23 protein-coding genes and 2 pseudogenes are annotated in these 25,418 nt (G+C 57.6%); 2 read left to right on the forward strand and 23 right to left on the reverse strand.

Annotation, left to right across the window (positions count from 1 at the left end):
• Positions 1–348, forward strand: a pseudogene (locus tag M0D67_RS24465) (transposase); the annotation flags it as partial.
• A gap of 155 nt (positions 349–503) precedes the next feature.
• Here M0D67_RS24465 and M0D67_RS24470 read toward each other — a convergent pair.
• The 15 genes from M0D67_RS24470 to M0D67_RS24540 all read right to left on the reverse strand — a co-directional run bounded on the left by M0D67_RS24470 (position 504) and on the right by M0D67_RS24540 (position 15,862).
• Positions 504–1,127, reverse strand: a complete 624-nt coding sequence (locus M0D67_RS24470; RefSeq protein ID WP_266240006.1) for an RraA family protein — start codon at positions 1,125–1,127, stop codon at positions 504–506.
• Positions 1,124–1,801, reverse strand: a complete 678-nt coding sequence (locus M0D67_RS24475) for an RraA family protein (protein ID WP_266240008.1) — start codon at positions 1,799–1,801, stop codon at positions 1,124–1,126. The genes M0D67_RS24470 and M0D67_RS24475 overlap by 4 nt, the downstream gene beginning before the upstream one ends.
• Positions 1,798–2,199, reverse strand: coding sequence for a RidA family protein (locus M0D67_RS24480; RefSeq protein WP_172178329.1), 402 nt, complete (start codon positions 2,197–2,199; stop codon positions 1,798–1,800). The genes M0D67_RS24475 and M0D67_RS24480 overlap by 4 nt, the downstream gene beginning before the upstream one ends.
• Entirely contained in the window at positions 2,190–3,152 is a 963-nt protein-coding gene (locus M0D67_RS24485; protein ID WP_266240013.1) for a protocatechuate 3,4-dioxygenase, read from the reverse strand. The genes M0D67_RS24480 and M0D67_RS24485 overlap by 10 nt, the downstream gene beginning before the upstream one ends.
• Before the next feature lie 67 nt (positions 3,153–3,219).
• The gene (locus M0D67_RS24490) at positions 3,220–3,987 is read right to left on the reverse strand and encodes an SDR family NAD(P)-dependent oxidoreductase (RefSeq protein WP_266240015.1); all 768 of its coding nucleotides are present in this window, start codon (positions 3,985–3,987) and stop codon (positions 3,220–3,222) included.
• The gene (locus tag M0D67_RS24495; RefSeq protein WP_266240017.1) at positions 3,984–5,687 is read right to left on the reverse strand and encodes a class I adenylate-forming enzyme family protein; all 1,704 of its coding nucleotides are present in this window, start codon (positions 5,685–5,687) and stop codon (positions 3,984–3,986) included. The genes M0D67_RS24490 and M0D67_RS24495 overlap by 4 nt, the downstream gene beginning before the upstream one ends.
• Before the next feature lie 2 nt (positions 5,688–5,689).
• Positions 5,690–6,682, reverse strand: a complete 993-nt coding sequence (locus tag M0D67_RS24500; protein WP_266240019.1) for an aldo/keto reductase — start codon at positions 6,680–6,682, stop codon at positions 5,690–5,692.
• Positions 6,675–7,742 (reverse strand): medium chain dehydrogenase/reductase family protein, encoded by a 1,068-nt coding sequence (locus M0D67_RS24505; RefSeq protein WP_266240021.1) that lies wholly within the window; start codon positions 7,740–7,742, stop codon positions 6,675–6,677. Before M0D67_RS24505 ends, M0D67_RS24500 begins: the two co-directional genes overlap by 8 nt.
• A complete protein-coding gene (locus M0D67_RS24510; RefSeq protein ID WP_266240023.1) occupies positions 7,742–9,034 on the reverse strand; it encodes a Rieske 2Fe-2S domain-containing protein in 1,293 nt (430 codons plus the stop codon). Before M0D67_RS24510 ends, M0D67_RS24505 begins: the two co-directional genes overlap by 1 nt.
• 69 nt (positions 9,035–9,103) lie before the next feature.
• Positions 9,104–10,093, reverse strand: coding sequence for an amidohydrolase family protein (locus tag M0D67_RS24515; RefSeq protein WP_266240025.1), 990 nt, complete (start codon positions 10,091–10,093; stop codon positions 9,104–9,106).
• A 624-nt stretch (positions 10,094–10,717) separates the two neighbouring features.
• A complete protein-coding gene (locus tag M0D67_RS24520) occupies positions 10,718–11,440 on the reverse strand; it encodes a TetR/AcrR family transcriptional regulator (RefSeq protein ID WP_266240027.1) in 723 nt (240 codons plus the stop codon).
• A gap of 161 nt (positions 11,441–11,601) precedes the next feature.
• Positions 11,602–13,038: an MFS transporter gene (locus M0D67_RS24525; protein ID WP_266240029.1), complete on the reverse strand. Its 1,437-nt coding sequence runs from the start codon at positions 13,036–13,038 to the stop codon at positions 11,602–11,604.
• A gap of 3 nt (positions 13,039–13,041) precedes the next feature.
• Entirely contained in the window at positions 13,042–13,362 is a 321-nt protein-coding gene (locus tag M0D67_RS24530; protein WP_266240031.1) for a 2Fe-2S iron-sulfur cluster-binding protein, read from the reverse strand.
• Between the two features lie 13 nt (positions 13,363–13,375).
• Positions 13,376–14,623 (reverse strand): NAD(P)/FAD-dependent oxidoreductase, encoded by a 1,248-nt coding sequence (locus M0D67_RS24535; protein ID WP_266240033.1) that lies wholly within the window; start codon positions 14,621–14,623, stop codon positions 13,376–13,378.
• A 12-nt stretch (positions 14,624–14,635) separates the two neighbouring features.
• A complete protein-coding gene (locus M0D67_RS24540; RefSeq protein WP_266240035.1) occupies positions 14,636–15,862 on the reverse strand; it encodes a cytochrome P450 in 1,227 nt (408 codons plus the stop codon).
• Positions 15,863–16,159: 297 nt separating this feature from the next.
• Here M0D67_RS24540 and M0D67_RS24545 point away from each other — a divergent pair, with 297 nt between their 5' ends.
• On the forward strand, positions 16,160–17,104 hold the full coding sequence (locus tag M0D67_RS24545) for an NAD(P)-dependent oxidoreductase (RefSeq protein WP_308112594.1): 945 nt from the start codon (positions 16,160–16,162) through the stop codon (positions 17,102–17,104).
• Positions 17,105–17,324: 220 nt separating this feature from the next.
• Here M0D67_RS24545 and M0D67_RS24550 read toward each other — a convergent pair whose 3' ends face one another.
• The 8 genes and pseudogenes from M0D67_RS24550 to M0D67_RS24585 all read right to left on the reverse strand — a co-directional run bounded on the left by M0D67_RS24550 (position 17,325) and on the right by M0D67_RS24585 (position 25,358).
• Complete coding sequence (locus M0D67_RS24550) at positions 17,325–18,182, reverse strand: SDR family oxidoreductase (protein WP_266240037.1); 858 nt, start codon at positions 18,180–18,182, stop codon at positions 17,325–17,327.
• 862 nt (positions 18,183–19,044) lie between these two features.
• Positions 19,045–19,188 (reverse strand): annotated as a pseudogene (locus M0D67_RS24555) (acetyl-CoA C-acetyltransferase); the annotation flags it as partial.
• Positions 19,189–19,345: 157 nt separating this feature from the next.
• Positions 19,346–20,443, reverse strand: coding sequence for an IS5 family transposase (locus M0D67_RS24560; RefSeq protein ID WP_266240039.1), 1,098 nt, complete (start codon positions 20,441–20,443; stop codon positions 19,346–19,348).
• 86 nt (positions 20,444–20,529) lie between these two features.
• Positions 20,530–21,555: an acetyl-CoA C-acyltransferase gene (locus tag M0D67_RS24565; protein ID WP_266240041.1), complete on the reverse strand. Its 1,026-nt coding sequence runs from the start codon at positions 21,553–21,555 to the stop codon at positions 20,530–20,532.
• Positions 21,552–22,355, reverse strand: coding sequence for an enoyl-CoA hydratase/isomerase family protein (locus M0D67_RS24570; RefSeq protein ID WP_266240043.1), 804 nt, complete (start codon positions 22,353–22,355; stop codon positions 21,552–21,554). The genes M0D67_RS24565 and M0D67_RS24570 overlap by 4 nt, the downstream gene beginning before the upstream one ends.
• Complete coding sequence (locus tag M0D67_RS24575) at positions 22,352–23,416, reverse strand: phosphotransferase (RefSeq protein WP_266240045.1); 1,065 nt, start codon at positions 23,414–23,416, stop codon at positions 22,352–22,354. Before M0D67_RS24575 ends, M0D67_RS24570 begins: the two co-directional genes overlap by 4 nt.
• Complete coding sequence (locus M0D67_RS24580; protein ID WP_266240047.1) at positions 23,413–24,600, reverse strand: acyl-CoA dehydrogenase family protein; 1,188 nt, start codon at positions 24,598–24,600, stop codon at positions 23,413–23,415. The genes M0D67_RS24575 and M0D67_RS24580 overlap by 4 nt, the downstream gene beginning before the upstream one ends.
• Complete coding sequence (locus tag M0D67_RS24585; RefSeq protein WP_266240050.1) at positions 24,597–25,358, reverse strand: SDR family NAD(P)-dependent oxidoreductase; 762 nt, start codon at positions 25,356–25,358, stop codon at positions 24,597–24,599. Before M0D67_RS24585 ends, M0D67_RS24580 begins: the two co-directional genes overlap by 4 nt.
• Between the last annotated feature and the right edge of the window lie 60 nt (positions 25,359–25,418).

Genomic DNA, 25,418 nt, shown 5'->3' on the forward strand with positions numbered 1-25,418 from the left:
CATCTGTACACCGAACTGATGTTACGCGCGCTGGACATGGCGTTGCAGCAACGACACCATGACGGTGTGATTCTACATTCCGATCAGGGCTGTCAATACACGTCCATTGCCTTTGGGCGGCGATGCCGCGAAGCAGGCGTACAGCCGTCGATGGGCACGGCCGGCGATGCCTATGACAACGCGATGTGCGAGTCGTTCTTTGGCACACTCGAAGCCGAACTGCTCTGTCGTGAACACTTCGCGACCCACGAACAGGCACGGCGGCGTCTGTTCTCGTTTCTGGAGAGCTGGTACAACCTACGCCGCCTGCACAGCAGCATCGGCTACTGTTCGCCGCTCGAGTTCGAAAACCTGCATGCGCAAGATCAAAGCTTATCGCCGCGCGGGTTGCCCACCGCCGGGCAGCGTCGTGGTCGTGACAGGCGACCCGCCGCCCGACCGTGGACAACCCGCGATTCAACCTTATCGGGAGGTGCCACACCGCATTAGACTCAACTGCAAATCTATCCGTCGAACCGGGTCAACCTCAGAGTACCCGCTTGTGCGAGAGCGCGAATTGCGTCTTCGGCACGCGAAATCTCCTCAGCCGCATCAAGGATGGCGTCCTCATGAGCGCTGGGTAGGACCACTACACCGTCCGCATCGCCGCGCACGAGGTCACCTGGCGCGACGCGAACCGATCCAATTGAAACCACGACTCCAGTGGCCTCCACCTGCACACGATCCTTGCCAGTTCGCATCCAATGTCCGCGAGAAAACACCGGGTAGCCGAGCTTGCGACAGAGCGCGACGTCGCGACAGATTCCGTCTATGACTGTTCCGACAATCCCTCTACGATGAGCGATCTCCGTCAAGATGTCTCCCCACACTGTTACATCTTCACGGCCCCCGTTGTCGAGGACGACAACCGATCCGGGAGGAACGTCATCGATATAGTCGCCTACCGTACCAGCGGGCTTGGATGCCGGCCCGTAAAGAAGCGTGAAGGCTCGTCCCGTCAACCGGAACTCGTCAGCACGAGCCTTGATCCAGGCACATTGCCCGTGGATTCCAAGGCGATCCAATGCATCGCTCAAAGTTGCGCAGTCGAGCGAGGCTGCACGTTCAACATTTCGGTCCTGATTCATCGCTTCAGCATCTCCTCGTAGTCGGCACCCATGACATGCGTAATCGACATCCCCTCCATCAAAGCCTTGCTCATGATGCTTTCGCGAGCTGCTATCTGTTCCGCGGTATCGAGGACAGCGGCGATGTGTGAGGCTGAAACGAACACGACGGCGGTTCCATCTGCAATCACGTAATCGCCCGTTTGCACAGTCGCGTCCGCGATCTGTACTGTTCCGCCCGTCTCCAGTTCCGCAACTCGGCCACGCGCTGTGAGGGCTGTCGAGCCACGCGCATAGATCGGGAATCCCAATCCACGCGCCTCGTCAACGTCACGCACTAGCCCGTCAGAGATAACACCTGCGATCCCGCGAACTTTTGCGCCAGTCGACAGAATTCCGCCCCAGGATCCAGCGACGATTCCGGTACGCTGTTCGACTACGATGACGTCTCCCTTCTGCGCCATTTCGATGGCCCGCGCACCGAGGTGCGGAGTGGGCGTTCCTCTGCTCGAAACCTCATCGGCCTTCACCAGTTTCACGGTCATAACGCGTCCGTATACTTTCGCCAGACACGATAGCGGTGAGAGTCCTGTGACTGTGCCTTTGAGAGAGAGCTTGTCCAGGCTGTCGGAAACGGCACAGGTGTCGAGCCGGCCAAGCCGCTCCAGGATCGTTGAATCGTTCACGTTGGTCATTTCAGTACGGCTATGATTTCAAGTTGAACAAGCATGCCGCCTCGGAGCGCGGACACGACTGTATGGCGAGCGGGACGGTCATGCGCATCAGGGAAAGCGCGCAGCCATTCTTCGTTAACAGCAGCGCGATATCCCTCCTCGCTAACGAGCACCCGGACATGGCCGACATCACCCAAATCGCCTCCAGCCTCTTTCAACAGCCTTTCCATGTTTGCGAAAGCGAATCGGACCTGCGCAGAGAGACCCTCGGCCAGACTACCAGTCGATGGGTCTACTCCCATGATTCCGGAGGAGAACAGCATGTCTCCGACTCGGGTGCCAAAAGGAATCGGCACGGCATGCGAAATCCCTTCCAGATCAAAAGATTCGCGGTGTGGTCGGTCTGGGTTCATAGCCATTTTGCGAACGCCATGCCTACGCCCGTCCCCGCTTCCGAGCGATATCCAGGGATGTAGTCAACGAGCTTCATGCGCAATCCCTCGAGTGCCCCGCCCGCCGCAATCCAGTTCAGAACCTCCGAAGATCCGGACTGCAACTTACTTCTCGGGACTGAGGAGAGCGCCTCGCCATCGCCCTTGGCGAGCCCCTCCAGTATCTGGCGATCAAACTCGCTGTCGATAACGAAGTGACTGAGCCCACCAGAGGCAATCACCGCTACGCGTTCCGCGCGGGGCCACGATTCGATCGCCTTGCGGATTGCCTGTCCAAACGCGTAGCAACGCGCCGCAGTGGGTTGGTTCGGAGGAACGTAGGTGTTGATAAGCACGGGGATCATCGGGATGATCTTGTCCTCGCGCATGATGCGGCGACGCACGAACGTAAAGGCATGTCCCAGAGAGCGTTGTTCGTGCTGGCGTGAGTACTGAGCCACATCAAAGTTTTGCTCCATCAGATTTTCAATGATGTGGCGACCGAACTCCGGATGACCCGGATAGCCTTCCTGCCTCTCACCATGAAATGCCCACAACACTGACGCTCTGGAAGGAACGCTCATATCACCATGGATAAATTCCGGTCTGTCCCAGCTCTTGTCCCCCCAGAAGACCGAGAACGTCGGCATGCAGTCGTCGAGAAATAGTTCCTCCTGGTCATCACCGATCAACACGACGACGTCGGGGGCGACATCGTTGAGTGTCTGAGCGAGATCGGCGATTGCGCTCTGGACCGCGCTATGCTTTTTTTCCCAAACCTCTGGACTGAGTTCCTGGGCAATCCAGTCAGGCTTGCGCTTCAGGAGCTCTTCATAGGGTGTGCGATTCTGGTCAATCCGCGCCTGCTCGCTCCACCACTTCGGCTCCTGGCTAACTTGAGGACTGTGCGACATAGCCAGTCCCAGCACGATCTCGGCCATAAAACTCCTCATTCCTCGTTTGAAGATGCGCGCTGTGCGCATCAATGTGTACGCGTATTCGTAAAAGTCAGCTCGCGGTCCATCCGCCGTCCACCGGGAGAATCACGCCGGTTATGAAGCTCGCGCCCGGAGACGCCAGAAATAAAATCGGCGGACCTATCTCGTCTGGATGGGCGGCGCGACCGAGCGGCACCCTGTGCTGAATGAGCATGCGCCAGCGCTCGCTTACCTGGCTCTGTTGCGACATGTCTGTAGCAAATGGACCGGGTGCAACCGCATTGACGCGAATACCACGCGGCGCAAGTTCGACAGCAAGCGCTTTTGTTATCTGCACCACTGCGCCCTTGGAGGCCGCATATGCCGAGCGCTCGCTCATTCCGATCAGCCCTGCAGTGGATGCAACATTTACGATCGCACTGCCGGGTTTCATGTGCGCAACAGCGGCGCGACAAACCGACCATACGCCGTATGCGTTAGCACGCATGACCTGCTCGAAGTCGGCATCCGACGTGGCCTGCAACGTTCCACGAGCAATCGCGCCAGCAGAATTCACGAGAATATCGACGCTCCCGGCGTATCTGATCGTCGCTTCCACCACCTTGTCCGCAGTTCCCGGTTGCGACAAATCTCCGACGACGCAGGAAACCTTCGCACCAGCGCCTGCCAGAATTTCGGCCCGTTCATCAAGCGATTGTTGGTTACGTGCTACCAACACCACATGAGCTCCTGCATTGGCCAAGGCGGCAGCTGCCGCTGCGCCCAGTCCTCTCGATCCCCCGGTCACAACGGCGACCCGTCCGGATAAATCAAATGGCACGCCTGCGCCATTGCTCATACCGCTTTCTCCCGCAGAACACGTCGTAGCACCTTGCCCGAATTGGTCTTAGGCAACTCGTCGAGGACCTCGATCAGGCGCGGCACCTTGTACGACGCCAGTCGCTCCCGGCAAAACAGCGTCAACTCCTCTTGCGTAATCGTCGCCGATGGACGCAAGACGACGAACGCTTTCGGTGCTTCGCCACGGTAACTATCAGGCACTCCTATCACCGCGGCCTCGCTAATCGCTGGATGCTCCAGCAACACGTCCTCGACCTCGCGTGGCCACACCTTGAAACCGGATGCGACGATCATGTCCTTTGACCGGTCTACGACATAAAACCAGCCTTCTGCGTCGGCACGCCCGATGTCCCCCGTGCGCAACCAGCCGTCTTCAAATGCAGCCGACGATGCGTCCGGCTTCCGCCAATACCCCGCGACGACCTGCGGACCCGAGGTCATCAACTCGCCAACATCTCCGCCGAAGGGCACCGTCGCACGCGACTGCAAATCGACTATCCGGCAACGTGTTCCGGGGACTGGTACACCTATCGACAGCGAGCCAGTCAATTCATCCACCGGAGCTCGGCGTCCCAAAGGCACCAGGTGCGAGGGCGACGTCGTCTCCGTCAGACCATAGGCGTTGTGGATATACACGCCCGTCGCTGCCTCCCATCGCTCGACGATCGCCGGCGCCACGGGTGCGCCCCCGCTAAACAACTTGCGAAAATGGGATAGGCGCGAGGGGTCGAACGCGGGCTGATCAAGAAGCGCGATGTAAGCAGTAATGGCCGCCACCGTCGTCGTGCAGCGATGGCGCGCCAACAAATCGAGTACGGTGGCTGCTTCGAACCGATAGCACATGACTACGGCAGCTCCCGCGACCAACCCCGCCGCGATATGGGCGACCAACCCTGTTACGTGCGAAAAAGGCGCGGCCGCAAAGAGGACGTCATCGGAGGTAAGTTCCAGCCATTGACGATAGACCTCCGCGCTGGACGCCACATTTGCGTGAGAGATGAGTGCGGCCTTGGGCTCACCCGTGGTTCCTGACGTGTATGTCAGGAAGGCGATATCACTCCGATCAATCGACCATCCAGACGATGTGCCTGGCTCGTCGAGAAGCGTCGACAGATGGCTCCATCCATCGGGCATCTCGATGTCCTCACTGACTTTCCCGAGAAGGGCGGGCGTCTCGCCCTCACGAAGAAACTCATTGGCAACCGAGACTGCGACGGAAAGGCTGCCTCCCCAGTCCAAAATCGCACCATGAAGTGCCATGGCCTGCTCTGCCCCGACGATCGCAGCACCCGGTTCAGCGTCGTGCAGATAGTGAACCAGCTCTCGCCGTTTGAGCATGGGATTGAGCGGCACAACGATTGCACCCAGACGCCAGACCGCCAGCACTCCGATTACCGTTGCCGGGGTGTTTTGATTCAAGATTACGACCCGGTCGCCCTTCTTTACCCGGTCGGCCCACGCTGTAACCAGGGCGTCGACCTTTTGGCCAAGCTGACGGAAGCTAAGCGCGGTATCGAAATACCAGAGTGCAATCGCATCGGGGCGCGTCGCCACGTTGACCTCAAAAGCGTCAAGCGGCAATGCTGGCTCGATAGCGGCGTGCGGGCCGATACCGGGAGCGTAGAGGCGGACCCACCGGCGATCGTCGGTTGACCCTTCATCACTCGAAACTCCATCGGAGAGGCGGATCTCAGACATAGTCATGCCATTTCATATAGTTCACGAAAACGGGCGGCCATCTGCTGGAGCCGTTCGAGCTCCAGGGGTCCCGCCTGTGCGGCAGCGATTGCATCGTCGAGATGTGAACGCTCGGAGATACCCACTAGAACTGTGTCGATCATGGGTTCACTCAAGGCGAAACGCAGCGCGAGACTGGCCATTGACGCGCCTTCTGGCACGAAGGCGCGAAATGCATCCGCCTTCACGCGGTCCGCATCCACTTCGGCTCGAGACAGTGATGAATAGGACTTCGCAAAACGATGAAGCTCACCGCTTTCGCTAAGAGCACCCGCCGCGAGAACGCGAATACCGACCACGCCAACATCGCGGTTCGACGCCTTCGAGATCATCTCTCCGTAGTCCTGAGCCCGCCACGCTGCAACGGTCGCAACGACCGCGCTCGGGTTGATGAGGTTGTAGTAGGCTTGAAAAAGGTCGAAGCGGTCGGCTTCGATGACGTCAAGAATCGAGTCGGTATGACCTAGACCTGTGAAACCAATGGCACCGACGATGCCTCTGCGTTTCAATCCTTCCATGACGTCTGCTACCCCGCCGGGCCGCAATACGTCGTCTACGGAGAGAACACGACCAGCCAGATCCCGTTGACGTCCCACACGACTATGCAGGTACAGGATGTCCAGGCGTTCTCGGTTCAGCCGTTCCTGGCTGCGCTGGACGGAACGGACGATTGCACCTTCCAGGTCATCAAGGTCGCCAGGGGCGAAGTCGATCTTGGTACTGATGATCGGCGATGCGCCGAGGGTCTTGAGCGTTTTTCCCAGATTAACTTCCGAGTGGCCGCCGCCGTACGTCGGAGACGTGTCGAAGATATTAATCCCTTGCTCCAGCGCGCTGCCGATGACAGCGCACTGTTCGTGCTCGCTGCCGCGGACCATGAGCCCCGCGGTCCCGCCACAGCCGAATGAAATCTCAGAAACTTCAAACCCGGTACGTCCTAAACGGCGCTTACGCATCGACGTTGCTCCTTGACGAGGCTGCATCCTGAATGACGACATGAGCTCCACGAACTACACCACCATCCAGCAATCCTTTGAGAACAGCTTCCGCTGCCTCAAATCCGTGGACCTCCCCTGCAAATTCTCGAAGCCTCTTTCGCTCGGCCGAGACAATCTCTACCGCCTTTTTCAGAGACTGTGCCGAGGCACCACGTCCGCCTTTAAGGGTGAGTCCCTTGCGACGAATCGTATCCGGCTCCATCCCAGACGGTTTAGTTGAAGTGCATGCCAATATCACTCGCCCAAGTTGACCAGCCATTTCAACCGAAGCCGCAACGTACTCCACCGGAGCCTCTGTCACGACCACGATCACGTCGTAGGGTCCTTCGATTTTCGGTGCAGCGGGAAAGCTGCGCACGTTGGCTCCCATTGCCCAACAGGTTTTGATCGCGTCTACACCACGTGAATCGCCGTACACAACGACTTTCGACGCTCCCGCGTGTAGAGCCACCAAAGCTGTTGCCGCGCCCATCCGACTCGTGCCGAGGATCGCCACTGATTCCCCTGCCTTGATCTCTGCGCCAAGGTGGAGCCATTCAACGCCCGAAGCTACGGGAAACGCGAAGGTCGCGAGCTCGATGGGCAAATCTTCAGGTATCGGGACAAGTACTGATTGTTCGTCGAGCGTCACAGTCTCCGCATATCCTCCCCAGTTACTGGAAGATGAGTCTTGAACAATGTGTCCATATCGCGGTGATTTGCAGAATCGCTTTTGATCGCGCAAACACCAATCGCACTTCCCGCAAGGCCGTGCGTCATCGATCATGACCCTTGCACCGAGCAACTCCTGTAGCGCACGCGGGGCGGTGGGCCCAACATCCTCGACGCGCCCCACGATCTCGTGCCCGAGTACCAAAGGCGTAGTCATCACCGGACCATATCCATGGAGTGTTTCGGCATCTCCGATACAAACAGCACTCCCTTCCACCCGGAGAACCGCTCCACTCTCACCCGCTGATACCACTGGGAGATCGCGCAACTCCAGCTTGCCGTCTCCGACGTGAACGAGGCCTCGCATCAAACAGCCTTCCCCAGTGACGCCGTTGACGCGGCGCCGTAAAGCTTTTCCCACCAATCGTCGTCGCGATTGATCGTCGCCGCAGCGCTTCGTACCTGGCTGTAGTCGCTATTAAGTGCGGGGATTTCAGGTTCCTTGCCGTCTCGAATCTGACGAGCTGTTGCGAGGAGCATGCGTCGCATGTGAACAATTGCCTTGTCGGTCATCCCCAGGTGCTCGATGGTGCGATCCTGGATGGGCCCCATCGACTCCTGCACAGCAATATCTTGCATGGTCGTGCCATACAGTCCGGTGTAGGTCTTTCCCGCCTTGATGCCTTCGCGATCCTGGAACCATCGGTTGTCGGCACGTCCTGGACGGCGATAGTCGGGCAGCAGATCCTCACCCATCCGCAAGCCGAGGAAAGTTTCATGCGCCTTCACTTCGACCGGCGAGAGTGGATGCTCGTTGTCGTACCAGACAAGGTACATTGCCGTGTTTTCGCTATCTAGCGGCACTGACGCTTGCATGTACACGGGAGGGATCATGCTGTAGAACGGCAAGGCATAAGCCGTCGCCCTCACGTATGCGAGTTTCTCCGGATCGGCCACTGCCTTGCGGATTGCGCCATAGATAAAGCCGAACTCGGTCTCTCTGACGTCGATCTCGGGTGAAGTATCGGTTGAAGGCCGCGAACGTCGGCCATCGCTGTGAACTTGATCCTGATCGTAATCGCCCGACGCACTTGTCTCTGCGCTATGCAGAAAATCACTGTGTGCCGAATCAAGTGAACCCTCGAGCGACTGCACAAAGTTGACGTTATAGAGCGTTTTTCTCACAACGTAATGAGTCGACGGCAAGTCCATCCATGGAAAGCGTGGAAGTGGGGGTGGCTCTCCGGGTCCCAAGTAAGCCCACAACAGTCCGCCCGCTTCGACACACGGGTAGGTCGTGTTATTCACCCGTCCGCACATCCGGCTATCTTTCGGCTCGCCAGGCATTTCACATACATGGCCGGCCACATCAATCTTCCAGCCGTGATAAATGCAGCGCAGTCCGTCACCTTCATCACGCGCTAGCATGAGCGATACACCGCGATGGGGACACACCTCGGACATCAAACCTACCCGGCCTTCGGCATTTCGCCAAGCCACGAGTCGCTCACCCACCAGATTGACGCGAACCGGCCCTTCGCCGGGTGACGGAATCTCATCCAGCAAACATGCCGGCATCCAGAACCGCCGCAGGAAGATGCCCATGGGCTGGTCTCCCTCTACACGGCACATCAATTCATTGTCAGCCTTTGACAGCATGGGGTATCTCCATTGTTAGTCGAGCCGCCCCGCCCGATCTGCGGGACCGGTTGCGAGATCGTTCGCTCGCTAGTCTTTGAACGCGCGCGGGTAAACCTTTCGGCAGTTCCCTTCAAAAATCTTGTACTTATCCTCAGCCGTCAGCCATGGGATGGCTTCAATCGCAGGCTTTAGGTCGTCGAAGTCCCGCCCCGTATGCCTACACGCGATCGTGCCCGTCCCTGGTCGTTCCGTACCAAAAAGGCAGTTGTCTACGCCAAGCACCCGGAATTGAAATTCCAGCGCCTCGGGCGAATAGTTGCAGGTGTCGTAATAGAGTTTGCGAACCTTCTCGTCGAACGTTTCACCGCCCCGTCGCTCGGCCCATGCGCGAAAGCGCCCCATTTGATACGGAATAGCCCCCCCGCCGTGCGCGACAACAATCTTCAATGTCGGGAAGTCTTCGAACACGCGGCTCTCCAGCAAGGAGATGATCGAAATACTCTCTTCGTTGATGAATTTCAGCGTGTAGGATTCTCGCGGATTGCAGCAACTCGCTGAGTGAATGAGCGCCGGCACATCGAGCTCGACAAGTTTTTCGTACAGGGGATACCAGAAACGATCGCCAAGGCCGGGCGGCGCTGTTTCTTCACCCTCCGTGGGATCCGGATTCAACAGGCAGCCGACGAAGCCCAACTCCTTCACACATCGCTCCAGCTCGGCCAAGCAGTTTGCAGGGCTCTCCGCACGAAACTGCGGAAGGCCGGCGACTGCCCTGAAACGGTCCGGGTGCAACTGGCATTGGGCATGGATCGCATCATTGACTGCACGAGTCCACAACGCAGTTACTTTGGCCGGCTTGATCGAGTGCAGCATCATGTACGGGCGCGGAGAGAGAAACTGCACGTCAGTTCCCACGCCATCCATAATTTCGATCAGTCGATTCGAAACAGCATGCAGCGCCTCCTCCTTGATTCCGGAGAACGGCGCGGCCGGATTGGCACGGCTGGCTACCAGTTCGCTCATGTACCTATACAATTCGTCGGTCATAACAACATGGGCGTGACTGTCGATGATCATGCGATAGCTCCGAAGCTGCGATTCGTTCATTGGACCAGGAAACCATTCGGAATCTGTTACCCTTTATGGGATTTTAGTTCCATGTCGAAACAATATAACCTTGTCCGCGAGGCGTCAAGCAACTTTTGTCGGCAATCGTTGGATTCACTGTCGGGAATGCGTCTATGCGTGCCAGAGCCGAGCGCCCGAGGCGCTCGTACACCGGTGCTACCAAACTCAACTTGGTACTGACAGGGGAGAGGGGGAGGTGAAGGCGCGGACGGTGGTGTCCGTTATCAGACCAACGCGGCGAACGACGGCGGCACCGTGTTCACGATGAATTCGAACGGCTACTACAGTTCGAACAAGCTCGGCTTTCCCGGCAATGAAGATCTCGGTGATGGCTGAACGGGTACCCGATCTACGAAATGATCACCGAGTACAACACTCCGACGAATAGCACATCAGCACGAGTCGCAGCGCGTATTTCGATAACACGCGCGCGGACAAAATGAACGCGGATACGTCCGCGTCCGTGGGCGCCTGTCCTCGGTCCTGTTCAAGGATTTCCCGACATCGCGTTTCGTCATTCCGCTTGGGGGCGGTGTAGTGTCGTATTACTGACGACGTTCATGCGGCATTTCATCACCGTTGAGCCGGCTTCCGAGGCGCCGGCTTCCGAGGCACCGTCTTCCGAACGATTTGCTTGATGGCGCGGGGTTCATCTTCGCTTTTGGCAGATTTTGACCCACCGGCTTGGTCCAGTTCGGCCAACGCAGCCTTAAGAATGGCGAGAGCCCCCCAGATCTTGATTTCCCGAGCCTTTTCTGTGGAGAGAAAGCAGACGTCATGCAATACAACGACCGACTCGATACCGATAAACAGGCTGAGCGCCCCGATTAACTTCTCGTAACGCTTCGTACCAAGCTGAGTACGCAGCATACCGATTGCCGACTCAAGCACTTCCTTCCGTGCCCCTCTACGATGCGGGAGCAACTCGTCATCTGAGCCCTCATTGTTCAACGAGAGCTTCAGCATCGTGCGATAAAGGTAATTGTGGTCGGTAATCGTAATGTCACTGGCCTCAACCACCGAGCGGAGACGATCTTCGACCGTTTGCTTGCTCTCGAGCGCCGCGTCAATACTTCGTTTCTCAACCTCCGTTGACGCGTAGAGCGTGGCGTGCACCACGAGCGTCTCGACCGACGGAAAGTAGCGATACGCTGTCGTGCGACCCACTCTAGCGCTATCTGCCACCTCGGCAACGGTGAAGGTTTTCCCCTCACGTACAAATTGTGCGGCGCATTCGACTAGTGCCATATGCGTGCGCATTTTCTGATTGCTTCGCCCACCAACAAGGTTCGACATGATTCTCCAATCGGGCGTGGCCCGCCGACAAGGACGTCCTCAACGTATATCTGCTGAATGGTACACCATCCCCATGGCGAGACAGAACAACCGAGTTGAGCCTTTCTGGAGCCGAACGTCGATGTGAAGCGCGGCTGCAAATCGAAGGATACGAAAGCCCCTCAGTTGACTGTACGTGACGCCGAGGACTTGCGTGCAAAACCCAGTAGCGCACCTAACACTGCCATGATGGCTGAGACACCTATGGCGGCTTGGCCTACGTGACCAAACAATCGGAAAAATATCGCTACCAGCATCGCGCCAAGGATCTGACCCGTGGTACGCGAAATCGCAACGAGTCCAGCCGCCGCACCACTCCTGTGCATTGGAGCGGAAGACAATAGCGCACGATTGTTCGGCGATTGGAAGAAGCCGAAGCCTATACCGCAGACGCCCATGTGAATGGCAATAGCGGTCAACTCCATTCCAGGTGAAAGCCACAGAAGTGAGCTCAACCCAGCTGCCATCACGAAAAGGCCGCACCCAATCAGCACCTCGACCGGCACGCGATCCGCGAGCCTGCCAGCGAGGGGCGCGGCAAGCGCCACGCCGGCAGGCCATGGCGTCATAAGCAAACCGATTTGCACGAGATTGAAATGCAAACCGTCCTGAAGGTAGAAAGGGAGAGCAACCTGGGTCAGCGTCTGTGCGGTAAATGTGGACACGGACGTTAGCGCAGCCAAACGTACCAGGCGTATCCTGAGCAGGTCGATCGGTACAAGCGGTAGACTCTGAGACAAACAACGATTCACCAGCACTACCGCCGCAATGACGCCACCGATCAAGACCGCGCCACCCCGCAACTCGGAAGGATTTCGCGTGACCAGATCGACCCCACTCAACAGCATCGCAAAAGCGATGATGTTCAAAACAATGCTCAATACATCCAGCTGCCTATCTGCCTTCGGGCTCTCTGGCAATGTTCGCCAAGCCAAGGCCAAGGCCAGTGCGCCAACTGGAAGATTGATAGCGAATAGCCATTGCCAGGGACCCAGCGCGAGCATGACCGAGGCAATCGTAGGCCCTAATGCGCCAAACGCGGCGATGATTAAAGCGTTCGCACCGAGCGCCGCACCGAGGAGCCGCGGTGGATACATAACACGAGCGAGTGCACCATTCACACTCATAATGCCCGCGCCGCCGATTCCCTGAATCGCCCGCGCGACGACCAGTTCAGTGAGATCGTGCGACGTTACGCAACCCAGGGAGGCTAGCGTAAAAATACACAGACCGCCGATAAAGACTCGACGATAGGTAGTGATTTCCCCGAGCGCTGACATCGGCAACAGCGAGATCACGACACCCAGTTGAAACGCGCTTACGATCGCAATCGAATCAGCAGGCGAAGCCCCTAAATCACGCGCAATCGTCGGGAGCGCAACGTTAGCAATTGAGCTGTCAAGTATGCTGACAATCAAGGCTAACCAAACCCCGGCTAGCGCAAGATAGCGCCGCGGGGCGGGAAGACCTTCGTGCCGACAATCCTCCCCTGCGACACCCTCCCGTGGCGCGACCGTTCCAGCCGGATCATTTAACTCAGCCGAGTTATCTGTGTCCATTGCTCAATGTTGGCTCTCAGGAATGGCCACGACCAGACCGTCTAGCGCCTCAACAACCTGCAATTGGCAAGCAAGCCGGGAATTCGGGAGAACAACCTGTGCGAAATCCAGCATGCTGGCTTCCATGTCGCCCACCTTGTTTACCCTGTCTTTCCAGGACTCGTCAACATAGACATGGCACGTTGCGCATGCACACGCACCACCGCAATCCGCATCGATTCCAGGTATCCCGTTCTTGATGGCTGTCTGCATCACGCTGTCGCCATTTCGAGCATCCACGGTTCGATGCGTACCATCAGCCGTAATAAAAGTGATCTGGGGCATAGACTCTTCGCGATCAGATCGCGACCTCCTTCATTGAAATATTTGGATTGCGCAGACGCTCGATGTCGATTTCGGTCCTGGCACCGATGAGTTGACGACCCATCATGAATTCGGGCACCGCGTTCACGGCCTCAACCGCCTGGATCCGTTGATCGGCGCTGACGTGAAAGACCGCAAACCTGTCTTCGTCGGGGTCACCCCGAATGACTATCTCGGCAACATCCATGGGCAAACCGGCAATCTGCAACTTCACATCGAACTGATCTGACCAGAACCAAGGAGTCTCGGGTTTTGGCGCCGGCAAGTTGCAGATAGAGGCCGCCGCCTGCTTCGCCTGTTCAAGCGCGTTGGGCACGCTCTCGAGACGCACCTTTCGGTTGTACAGTGGAAGCGGTCTACGCGTGCAATCTCCAATTGCGTAGATGTTCGGATCGTCTGTGCGCGCTGAGAGATCGACGAGCACGCCGTCATCGCATCGCAATCCAGCATGACGCGCCAATTCCTCATTTGGAACCGCACCAACTCCTACGAGGACCAGATCGGCCGGCAATTGCTCACCGTCGTCCAAGCACACGCTTGCCGCTCCATCCAGCATCTGCACGGATGTAACTGACCGGCCCAAGCGAAAAGTAACGCCGCGTTGACTGTGATAGCGAAGAAAGAAGCTCGAGAGTTGCGAGCAAGCAACCCGAGCCAAAGGACGCGCCTCCCTCTCAACTACCACGACTTCGGCGCCGAGAGCACGCGCCGACGCAGCTACCTCCAAACCCACATACCCGCCACCAACAATCACCACTCGCGCGCCGGGTTTAAGTGCGAGCTTCAATTTCTCCGCATCGGCCGCAGTGCGTAGCTCAAGCACGACAGGCAGCGATGTTCCTTCGAAAGGCGCAGTACGGGCTCGGGCTCCAGTGGCCAGGATGAGATTGTCGTAATTCACTGTTTTGCCATCCGCCATACCTACTAGCCGAGCCGAGCGGTCGATGGCGTCGACACGCGTGTTGAGGTATAGCTGTATGCAGTTCTCGAGATAGAACTCTGCGGGCCTCAACCGAAGACCTTCTTCGTTTGCTTCGCCTTTGAGCCATGCCTTAGAGAGAGGTGGTCGCTGATACGGCTCCAGCGGCTCCTCCCCAATCAAGGTGATTGATCCGGCAAAGCCATTCTGGCGCAGAAACGCTGCGACCGATCCCCCAGCATGGCCTGCACCAATAATCACCGTGCCAGATGACTGCAATGAGTTGATACTTGTCTCCAACATGGCGTTCTCTCTTCAAGAGACGTTGACTGACTCACCCCATTGCAACGGCAACTCAACCAGACCGAGCGTTACACCCGTGTGGTAGGAGAGCGATGCTCCAGGCCTTACCCGCAGCTCTGGTAATCTGGGGAGCAGTTCTTCGAGCATGATGCGCAACTCCAACCGGGCAAGCGGAGCGCCAACGCACATGTGCGGTCCGGAACCAAACGCGCAATGCTGCCGCCGGTTTGAGCGATCAAAATCAACCTCAAGCGCCTGGGGGAATATCTCTTCGTCCAAGCCTGCGGCAGAGATAAGGCAAAGCACCATGTCGCCTTTACGAAGCTCTACTCCTGCGTACGTTGCGTCACGCGTGACTTCACGACCGATGCTTATGATGCTGAAACGGCGGAGCAACTCCTCGACGGCGTCAGGGATTTTGTCGGGGTTATTCAGTAGCTTCTGACGCTGATTCTCATGCTCGGCCAGATAACGCATGATGTGCGTCATCTGAGCAGCCACCGTGTCGAGTCCTCCATTGAAAAGCGTAATGAGGATCGACAGCATCTCCTCGCGACTAAGCGGTCTTCCGTCGACTCGCGTCCTCAGCAACGAAGGCATGATGTGACCACCGCTTCTTTCCGGATCTACCAATTGTTCATCGAGCCAACCACTGAGATAGGCAATCGACTTCTCATGCGCGTCGTTAGATTCTTGTTGCGACACGCCATGAAAATAGCTCTGCACCCAGCCGATCATTTCGTCGCGTCGTTCAAGCGGCAGACCGCACATTCGCATGAAAATCTCAACCGGCATACGCATGGCGAAGTCGCGCACAAACTCAGCTTCGTTGCGTGTGGCCAACTCGTTCGCCAACCCGCGGGCAGTGGCGCGAATTGCTGGAGTGAGTTCGTCCAGGATCCGATGGCCGAAAAGTTCCACGACACCAATCCGATACTTACCGTGCTCAGGAGGGTCCATGTGGTGCGGAATCGACGGAACCGTACGTTCAACACGAGGTACCCGAATATTTCGGCTGGAGAAAAGTTCGCAATTGCGCAGGATGTCGATGACAGTCTCACGCTTCGCGGCACACCAATGGCCGCCGAGCTCCGGCGAGTAGAAAAAGCCCGGACCGGTTCCCAAGTCGTGTAACACGGTCCACGGATCGGCGACCATCGCTTCGCCAGTCCGATAGTTAAAGGACACAACCCGGTCCGCCGGAACATCATTCAACCTTCCATGCACTGGACAACCCATTTTCGCTCCTGTTTATCGTGCCCCAGGACCCAACCCCTTCCTCGGGACAAATTTTCATAATGGGACTGTTGTACCATTTAGAAAAAGCGCGTGTCAAGCACGGAACGAGGCTTCGTGGTGGTCATCGTCGATGTGTTCGCGCCTGGACGGCAACAGCCGCCGCTCTCTAGGCCTTTGAGGCATTGCACTCTGACGAGCTATTTATTTCTACTCGCCATGAAATCGACACCTACACACTTTTATGGTACTTTAGTCCCACAAAGGAAATTCGCACCATGAAGGAGATGTACATCCTTGATGTTGAACGCCGGACAACGGAGTCGCGTTCCGGCCACATCTGACAGCCTCATAACCAACATTCTTTTCTTGGCCATGGCAATGACCCTACAATCGAAAACTCTGTTTATCACTGGTGCAAGTCGCGGTATTGGTCTCGCAATCGCCCTCCGAGCGGCGCGAGACGGCGCCAACATCGTTGTCGCCTCCAAAACTGTCGAGTCACATCCAAACCTACCTGGGACGATTTATACCGCCGCGGAAGAAATCGAGCGCGCCGGCGGTAAGGCTCTTCCTCTTGTCGTGGACGTCCGTGATGAAGGGAGCGTTGTCCGCGCATTTGACGAGGCCGTACAGCGTTTTGGTGGTATCGATATATTGGTAAACAATGCAAGCGCCCTTTCGCTCACCGACACGCCGTCGACGGATATGAAGCGGTACGACCTGATGCAGCAGATCAACGTCCGAGGCACTTATCTCTGCACTCGAACGGCACTACCGTATTTAAGCCGCGCAGAGAATCCACATGTATTGAACCTCGCTCCTCCACTGGACCTCGATCCGAAGTGGTTCGGCCCACATGTCGCCTACAGTATTGCGAAATTCGGCATGAGCCTTTGCACGTTAGGACAGGCACGTGAATTCGAGTCACTAGGCATCGCCGTCAACTCGCTCTGGCCCGTTACCACTATCGACACAGCCGCCGTCCGCAACAAACTCGGCGATATGGCCAACTCCAGTCGGAATCCCGAGATCATGGCCGATGCCGCGTACGCAATTCTTACAAAGCAGGCAACAGAAGTGACGGGCAACTTCTTTTTGGATGAACAGGTGCTGCGCGAGGAGGGAGTGACCGACTTCTCATCTTACGCACGGCACCCACTCGCACCATTGACCGCAGACTACTTTGTTAGCGACCGGATCCTCGACAGTTTGCCGACAGAGCTAGTCCGCCTGCCGCAGTGACACCGACGATCATCGACTTCACGATGGCTCCCTTGCGAGGGTGCCATCGAGCCGGCGCTTATGCCGTCGCCACCTCGCTGATGCCTGTAGTGGTCAAGTCCATATCTCCGCTCGATGTGCAAGGCCGTGTAGCCGAGGACAATCCGACGCGGACTATCCAGGGGCCCTTCCTTCTCCCGAAGGACCACCCGCACTGCTACCTCAGATGGCACCGCTTCCTCTAAAATTCGAGGGCGTGCCACTTCTCACGACGATCGGCCGAGAACTGGTGATCTGCAGTTGCAAGGTAACCGCCGTCAACCAAAATATCGACACCCGTCATCAAACTAGCGGCTGGAGAAGTTACGAATCTAATAACCTCGGCAATCTCTGACGACGATCCGAGCCTTCCAAGTGGTAAATCGTTCCCGCGATGGTCAAGACCGGCCTGTCTTTGCGCCCCCATCGCTGTGTCGCCGAGTACACCAGGAGACACTGAAAGCAATCTCCCCTGCCGCTGGCCCCAAGCGTAAGCTCGACGCTGCACCTGCAGAATCGTTCCACGCTTGGAAGTTGCATAGGCCAGGCGATGTTTCGGCGCTGTGGGAGCCTCGGCTTCGATGACTCGTGCCAGGTCGGCCGGCCCCTGTGTGGGCTCCAACAGTAAGGAGTCGAACCGATGCCCAAGCGTTCTATGTCCTGCCACTGAGGCCACACAAACCCCCACCACTCCGGGTTTTACCAGGGGTTCGAAGGCGTCCAGTATGTTGATAGTTCCATATAGATTCACTGCATAAATGATCTCGGGGGGCGTAGGTGGCGCGACGCCAGCGGCATGAATCAGTACCGCAAATCCGCCCATGCCGTTTGCGGCCTCCGCCAGGGCACTCGCATCCGCCTGATGCGTTATGTCCGCGGGCATCGCAACAGCATTCACTCCTTCGGCTTGGAGCGTACTAACTGTCGAATTGACCGCATCCGGCCGAAGATCCGAAATTAGAATTCGGTGGTCGCGAAACCGCCGCGCGCAGCAGAGTCCAATATGACCGGCACCGCCGGTGATGACCGCAAGGGGCAATCTACTGCTATCGTCTGTCATGGTTCGATCTCGTCAAAGATTCGAGGCCGCAGTTAAGTAAGATGTATTGCGCGGCGGGATCGCAGCAATGCAGCTCAAACCCTTAGGCTTTGTCAGCGACACGTAGCGTGGTCGCCTCATCAACTGCAAACATGCGAGTGGCAATCGCGCAAATGAGATTATGATTTGGGTAATTCAAAATTCATGTAAAAGCGCATGGCAGGACGCCGCCCGTCTGGTGGAAAGACTCGCCATGCACCATCCTCGTGTTTGAAAAAGAAGATGGAAAGAGCCCTACTTGAGGAGCGAGCCTCAACTCGAACAGAGCGGCTGTGACCTACGCCGCTCCATTTGAATCGGGTTACCCGGACGGGTGCGGCTGCAAACCACTTCTCAACAACTGACCGCAAACAGATTTCTGCGCTTTTCATCGACGTCTCCTTCCAGGCTGCAGCGAACCGGCCGCCTCAGCCTGCGGCTCAACTACGCCTTTACGAAATGTGCCCGTAAACTGCACGAGTTCACCAACGAGCTAAAGAGTTTGTCTCCTATTTCAGAACCCTCGAGCAAGCCCACCTGAACATCGCCTAATCCCAAACCGCGCCGCAGTCGGTGACCATCAACGCGATGATCTGCCGGTCCATGAGAAGACGTACGAAAACCGCAGCAGGAAAAGTGCGTCCCTTCTGCCGCGTGCGCTTCGCTTAACGCCCTGATCGGTGACAGACGGCATGAGACTTCCTTTGCGTCGGAGTCCGCTAGTTGGCAGGGGTTGTCTGGTTGCCTTCTCCAATACACGGCCATGATAGGTGTCGTGTTTCGTTATGGGCTTTAAATCCCATATTAGATCAACTGGCGATGAGGTGCAAGCCTTGAGCGTGCATCAGATGGCTTCGATGATGGTGACATTCGCGATGCCGCCGCCTTCGCACATTGTCTGCAAGCCATACCGCTTTCCACGCGCTCGCAGCGCATGTACTAGCGTTGCTGTAAGCTTCGCCCCGGAGGCGCCGAGCGGATGCCCTAGCAGGCTGTTGAAAAGCGCCCCGTCATGACGACCGAAGCTATGTTCAGGAGACTTGCGCGTGCAATTTTCCGCTGAATTACCGGTTCGCCGCGCAATCTGCGCGGGGCATGCGCACGCATGCAGCCCTTGTGGCGCGCAGTCTTCATGCCGTGGCGGCTCATCGCGTCGCTCCTTGCGGCACCACACCTGGCATTCGCGCCATGCGGGTCAGATTGCTCGCGACCATCGTCAGCTTGAAGTGCTGGTCGACGCGCCGGATGCCGCGATAGACGGTTTGACGTATCCGGCCGACCGTTTTACCCCAGCCGAAATGCTCTTCGATACGTTTGCGGATGATCTGGCTGATCCGGTAGCCCGCATGCCGCGAAGTGCGACCGTCGATCGCGCTACCACCTTGGCGATCGTCGTTGCGCGCGACATGTGGCGTCACGTTGCGAGCGCGGCAATCGTTCACGAAGTCGCGGGTGTCATACGCCTTGTCGGCACCGACTGTCTTCGCATGAGCGCCTGGCACGCAATCAAGCAATCGCAACGCGCTGGCCCGCTCGGCGAAACCATCGGCGTGACTGACCACGGCGCCGACCACCAGCCCCGAGCGGTTCTCCATCAGGATGTGCCCGTGGTAGCACAGGATGGCCGGGCTCTTGCCGCTCTTCTTGAACAGCCGCGCCTCCGGATCAGTAGTCGACTCGTGCGTGGCATTGCTACGTCGCTCGCCTTTCCAGTCAGTGTCGGCGTTGCGGCCACCGCCGGCCGGCGGGCCATCGTCCGGGCCGTCCTTGCGGCGGAAGCTCTTGTGACTGGCCCACGCCTGAATCAGCGTGCCGTCCACCGAGAAATGATCTCTCGACAGCAAGCCCCGCTTGTCCGCCAGGCTCATGACTTCGGTGAAGAACGCTTCTACGACTTCATGTTCCAGCAGCCGGTCGCGGTTCTTCGAGAACACAGAGTGGTCCCACACGGCGTCTTCAATCGCCAGCCCGACGAACCAGCGGAACAGCAGGTTGTAGCGCATCTGCTCCATCAGCATGCGCTCGCTGCGCACCGAGTAGAACACCTGCAACAGCAGCGCCCGCATCAGCTTCTCAGGCGCAATCGAGGCCCGGCCGGTGTCCGCGTAGATGACGCTGAACAGCCCGTTGAGCCGTTTCAGCGCATCATTCACCAGCAACCGGATCGGTCGCAGCGGGTGATCCGCCGGGACGAAGTCTTCCAGCTTGACTGTCGTGAACAGGGGTTCCTGCATCTCATCCATTCCGCGCATCGTTTCCACTGCCAAAGATCATGAACACGATATCCATAACGCCCGTCCCTCAAACCCCGTTTACACGGGATCCAAATTCAACAGCCTGCTAGGGCAATCCCCCCTCCATTCACATTGAGGCGATCTGGATCCGCATCAACGGCCTGTAGCCAGGCGAGCGGTATCGGCGCAAACGCCTCATTGACTTCGTAGAGGTCGATTTGATCGATTGATAGGCCTGCTCGCTTCAGTGCTCTTCGCGTGGCCGGAATTGGCTCTTCGAGCATGACAATCGGGTCCCCTGCAGTAACCGTAAGATTGTGAATCCTGGCAAGGGGCGTCAGTCCATGCGCCTTCAATCCATGCTCATTGGCCACCAGAACGCCGGCGGAACCGTCGCAGATCTGACTTGCGTTTGCTGCACTTAATACGCCGCCGTCCCGCAATAGCTTTACCGATCCAATCGACTCTGCTGTCGCATCGAACCGGATACCTTCGTCGACAACGTGTGACTCCCCATTCACCTCAAGTGGCACAATCTCGGCTCGAAAGGCCCCTGCATTGGTGGCAGCTGCGGCCCGCTGATGGCTCTTCAAGGCGTACCAGTCGAGCTGTTCACGACTAAACCCGTATTTCTCAGCAATTAATTGGGCTCCAGTGAACTGGCTAAAACCATCCACTCCGTAGCGTCTTCGGATTCGTTCACTCCAGGGGCCACCTAATCCTGCATTCAATGCGAGGCTTGTCGGCGTACCCATTGGAACGCGACTCATGCTCTCGACGCCAGCCGCAATCACGACGTCTTGTGTGCCCGACATGACCGCCTGCGCTGCGAAATGGAGAGCCTGCTGGGATGAGCCGCACTGCCGGTCGATTGAAACGGCCGGAACGCTATCTGGTAGCCTGGATGCCAAGACGGCGTTACGCCCAATATGGAAGCTCTGCTCACCAACCTGGCTCACGCAGCCAAAGATGACGTCTTCTATGGCGCCGGGATCAATTCCACAACGATCGACCAGCGCATTCAGCACTTCTCCTGCCATATCAGCCGGATGCCAATCGGCGAGTTTGCCGGCGCGGCGACCACCGGCAGTCCGGACCGCCTCGACAATGTATGCGTTCATACCGTGCTTTCCCGATGACTTGGACTGGCGTTGCGCTTGGAAACAAATGCCTGGATACGGTCACGAGTTTGCGACGTTCGGCTGAGTTCAGCGATCACCCTCGCTTCGTCTTCCATCTGCGTCTCGAAACTCGACTCCAGACTTGAAAGCAGCAGATTCCGTGTTCTTCCGATTGCGGCGGTGGTCGAATTCCCGAGTTGTGCAACTATCGCCCTAACCTCATCAGCCAGAAGTTCGTCATCCACTGCGCGTGTAACCAGACCTAACTCGGCCGCATCGTCTGCACCTAGCCGCTTGTTCGTCAAGATAATTTCTTGAGCCCGGCGCAGGCCGACAAGACGAGGAAGGAGCCACGTTGAACCACCATCCGGGGAAAGACCAATGCCCGTATAGGCCGGCGTAAAGTGCGCCGAACTAGCGGACAGAGCGATGTCTCCGAGAACCGCCAAGCTGAGCCCAGCGCCAGCCGCCGGACCGTTTATAGCGGTAATCAACGGCTTCTGCATCCTTGCGAGCCGCGCTATGGCCATATGCAAGTACGCAGTCAGCTCTTTCAACAAAGAAGGCAACGCATCGCCGGCAGACACGAATCCTCCCACATCGCCTCCTGTACAAAAGAAGCGTCCTGCACCCGTGAGCACGACGCAGCCTATCGAATCATCTTCGTCGCAATCGATAGCGGCCTTCATCAACCCCTTCGCCAATGAGAGGTCGATTGCATTGCCTACGTCGGGCCGGTTCAGTGTCAACTTCGCAATGGACCCATCGCGCTCAAAGAGCACAGTAGCTGGTGAGTTCATGCGAGTGCTCCTTGCGACTGTTCCCAGGCTCGCTGTGCCACAAACGGCAGCGCGGCGACCAACTCCTTCGCATGGGGCGAAGCCGCCGAGCCACGCTTCCAACGTGCTTTGATGCCATGAAAGATCGCCGCGAGTCGAAACATATTGAAGGCGACGTAGAAGTTCAGGTTCGCGATACCGTCACGTCCCGTATGAGCACAGTAGGCAGCCACGTATTCATCTTCGCTTGGGATGTTCAGCTCACTTAGATTTGCGCCTTCAAGGCCCGCGATGATCAGCGGTGGCATACGGTACATCATCACGTTGTACGCAAAGTCGGCAAGTGGATGGCCTAACGTCGACAATTCCCAGTCCAGGACGGCCAGAACGCGGGGCTCCGTAGGATGGAATATCATGTTGTCGACGCGGAAGTCACCATGCACGATGGTAGTTTCATCGCCAGCCGGAATGTGTGCGGGTAGCCATTCCATCAACTTCTCGAAATGCGGATCCCGACCGGCCTCAACGTCACCTGTGTATTGTTTGGACCAACGCGCAATCTGCCGCTCGAAGTAGTTACCGGGGTGCCCGAAATCGGTCAAGCCCACCGACCGGTAGTCGATGCTGTGCAACTTCGCGAGCGTTTCGTTGATCGCGTAGAAGTAGCGCGGTCGTTCGTCACGGATAACATCCGGGAACGTCGCGTCCCAGAGGACTCGCCCCTGTACGAAGTCCATCACGTAAAACCACGTGCCAATCACCGCATCGTCCATGCACATGCCGTGCAGATGAGGGACAGGGAAATCTACCCTTTCAAGCGCCTGCAACACTCGCGCCTCGCGCTCCACAGCGTGCGCGCCGCGCAAAAGATCGCCCGGTGGCTTGCGCCGCACTACGTATGCCTTGTCGGGCGTGTTCACCTTGTAGGTGGGATTCGACTGTCCGCCCCTGAATTGTTCGACCGTTACTGGTCCTCGAAATCCTCGAACGTTCTCAGACATCCATTGCGTCAGGCCGGCGATGTCGAGGCGATGTTCACTTCGGACCTCCGAAGTCCCATTGAATGAAATAGCTTCTTTCATCGAGCCATCCTATCCAGAGCATTATTTTTGATCCTGTTGGCGAGCGACCATTTGTGCACTTCTGTGGGCCCGTCGTACACTCGAAATGCGCGTATCTCCCGGAAAATTTTTTCGACTATCGTGTCGCCCGTCAAGCCTGTCCCGCCCATTACCTGAACGCAACGGTCTGCGACACGGAATAGTGCTTCGGATACAGCAACCTTAGTCATGGAAGATTCACCAATACCCTTCGCGCCGCTGTCCAGCACCCCTGCGCACCAGTCGATCACCAACTCGGCCTGCTTCAGGTCAATTTGATTCTCCGCGAGCATGAAGCCTACGCCCTCGTGCTCAATGAGTAGTTGACCAAACGCACGACGCTTTACTGCGTACGCGGTTGCAATCTCTTGAGCCCGGATGCACGCGCCAAGCCAACGCATGCAGTGAGTGAGTCGAGCAGGTGCCAGCCGAATCTGGGCATACTTGAAACCTTCTCCACTCGCTCCGAGTATCTGGCTCTCCGGGACACGAAGACCATCAATCCGCACGATGGCGTGACCTCCAGGCATCGAATCGTCAAGCGTATCGAGAACACGCTCGATGCGAATCGCTGGATCCGGCAATGCAACCAGGAACATCGTCGCGCCCTGTTCGGAGCGAGCCATAACGATGCCCATGCCGGCGCCGTCAGCTCCCGTGATAAATGCTTTGCGACCGTCGATCACCCAAAAATCGCCATCCCGTCGAGCGGTAGTCAGCATCATTGACGGATCGGAGCCAGCACCGTTGTCTTCGGCCGGCTCGGTCATGAAAAAGGCGGAGCGAACCCGACCTTCGATGAGCGGCGTTAAAAATCGATCTTTTTGCGCGGGCGACGCCACTCTTCCCAAGAGGTACATGTTCCCTTCGTCGGGTGCTGCGACATTGAGCGCGAGCGGTCCAAGGGGTGATAAACCCGCCGCACGCAAAACCAAAGCGGTTTCTCCATGGGTCAGATGACTGCCATCGGGAAGTACATTGGGCGTCAGCAGCCCTTCGGCGCGCGCCATGTCCCTCATTTGCTGTACGAGGTCGTCACTGGGACCGTGCGGACCCTGGCGAGGATCACGCTCAAAAGGCACGACGTGTTCGCGGACAAAGATCTCGACGAGCTCAGCTAGCCGACGGCCTCGGTCAAGATTTGGAGTAGTAGAAAAATCGTTCATCGCGGCGCCATCCTGATCGCACCATCCAGTCGAATCGTTTCGCCGTTAAGCATTGGATTGCGCACGATACTTTCTACCAGGTGCGCATACTCCTGCGGTTTGCCTAAGCGCGCGGGAAACGGGACCTGACTTCCGAGTGAATCTTGAGCTTCTTGAGGCAAAGCAGCCAACATCGGCGTCCAGAACAATCCCGGCGCAATCGTCACAACCCGGATTGATAGTGACGCCAGGTCTCGAGCCATCGGAAGTGTCATGGCGACCACGCCGCCTTTTGACGCTGCGTATGCGACCTGTCCGATCTGCCCTTCGTAAGCAGCGACGCTCGCTGTATTGATCATCACGCCGCGCTCTTCTGCAAGCGGCTCGATCTCGCTCAGCCGTGCCGCGAATCGGGAACTCACAATGAAGTTACCGATCAGGTTCACCTCTATCGTGTCTCGGAACTGACGCAAACTGTGCGGCGCTGCATCGCGACCTACCGTTTTTGCGCCAAGCGCCACGCCGGCACAGCCAACGAATACGCGTGCAACGCCGTGAAAGCGCTCCGCCTCGTCGAGAGCGGCTATAACGCTGTCCTCTCGAGAAATATCTACCTTTACGAACCGCCCTCCGATCGCTTGGGCGTGTGCACGGCCAGATTCTTCGTTCAAGTCGAAGATCGTTACCTTGGCCCCTAGCGCGGCCAAGTGACGTGCGGTTGCCCCACCCAGACCAGAAGCTCCACCCGTGACTATCACGGCGAGTCCAGCTATCTCCATGCTCATCTCCTCATGTCACAACATCAAGGGCGACCTCAGGCGGTGTTGATCGCATCCCTC

Source organism: Paraburkholderia sp. SECH4, assembly GCF_030511745.1.
GTDB classification, from domain to species: Bacteria; Pseudomonadota; Gammaproteobacteria; order Burkholderiales; family Burkholderiaceae; genus Paraburkholderia; species Paraburkholderia madseniana.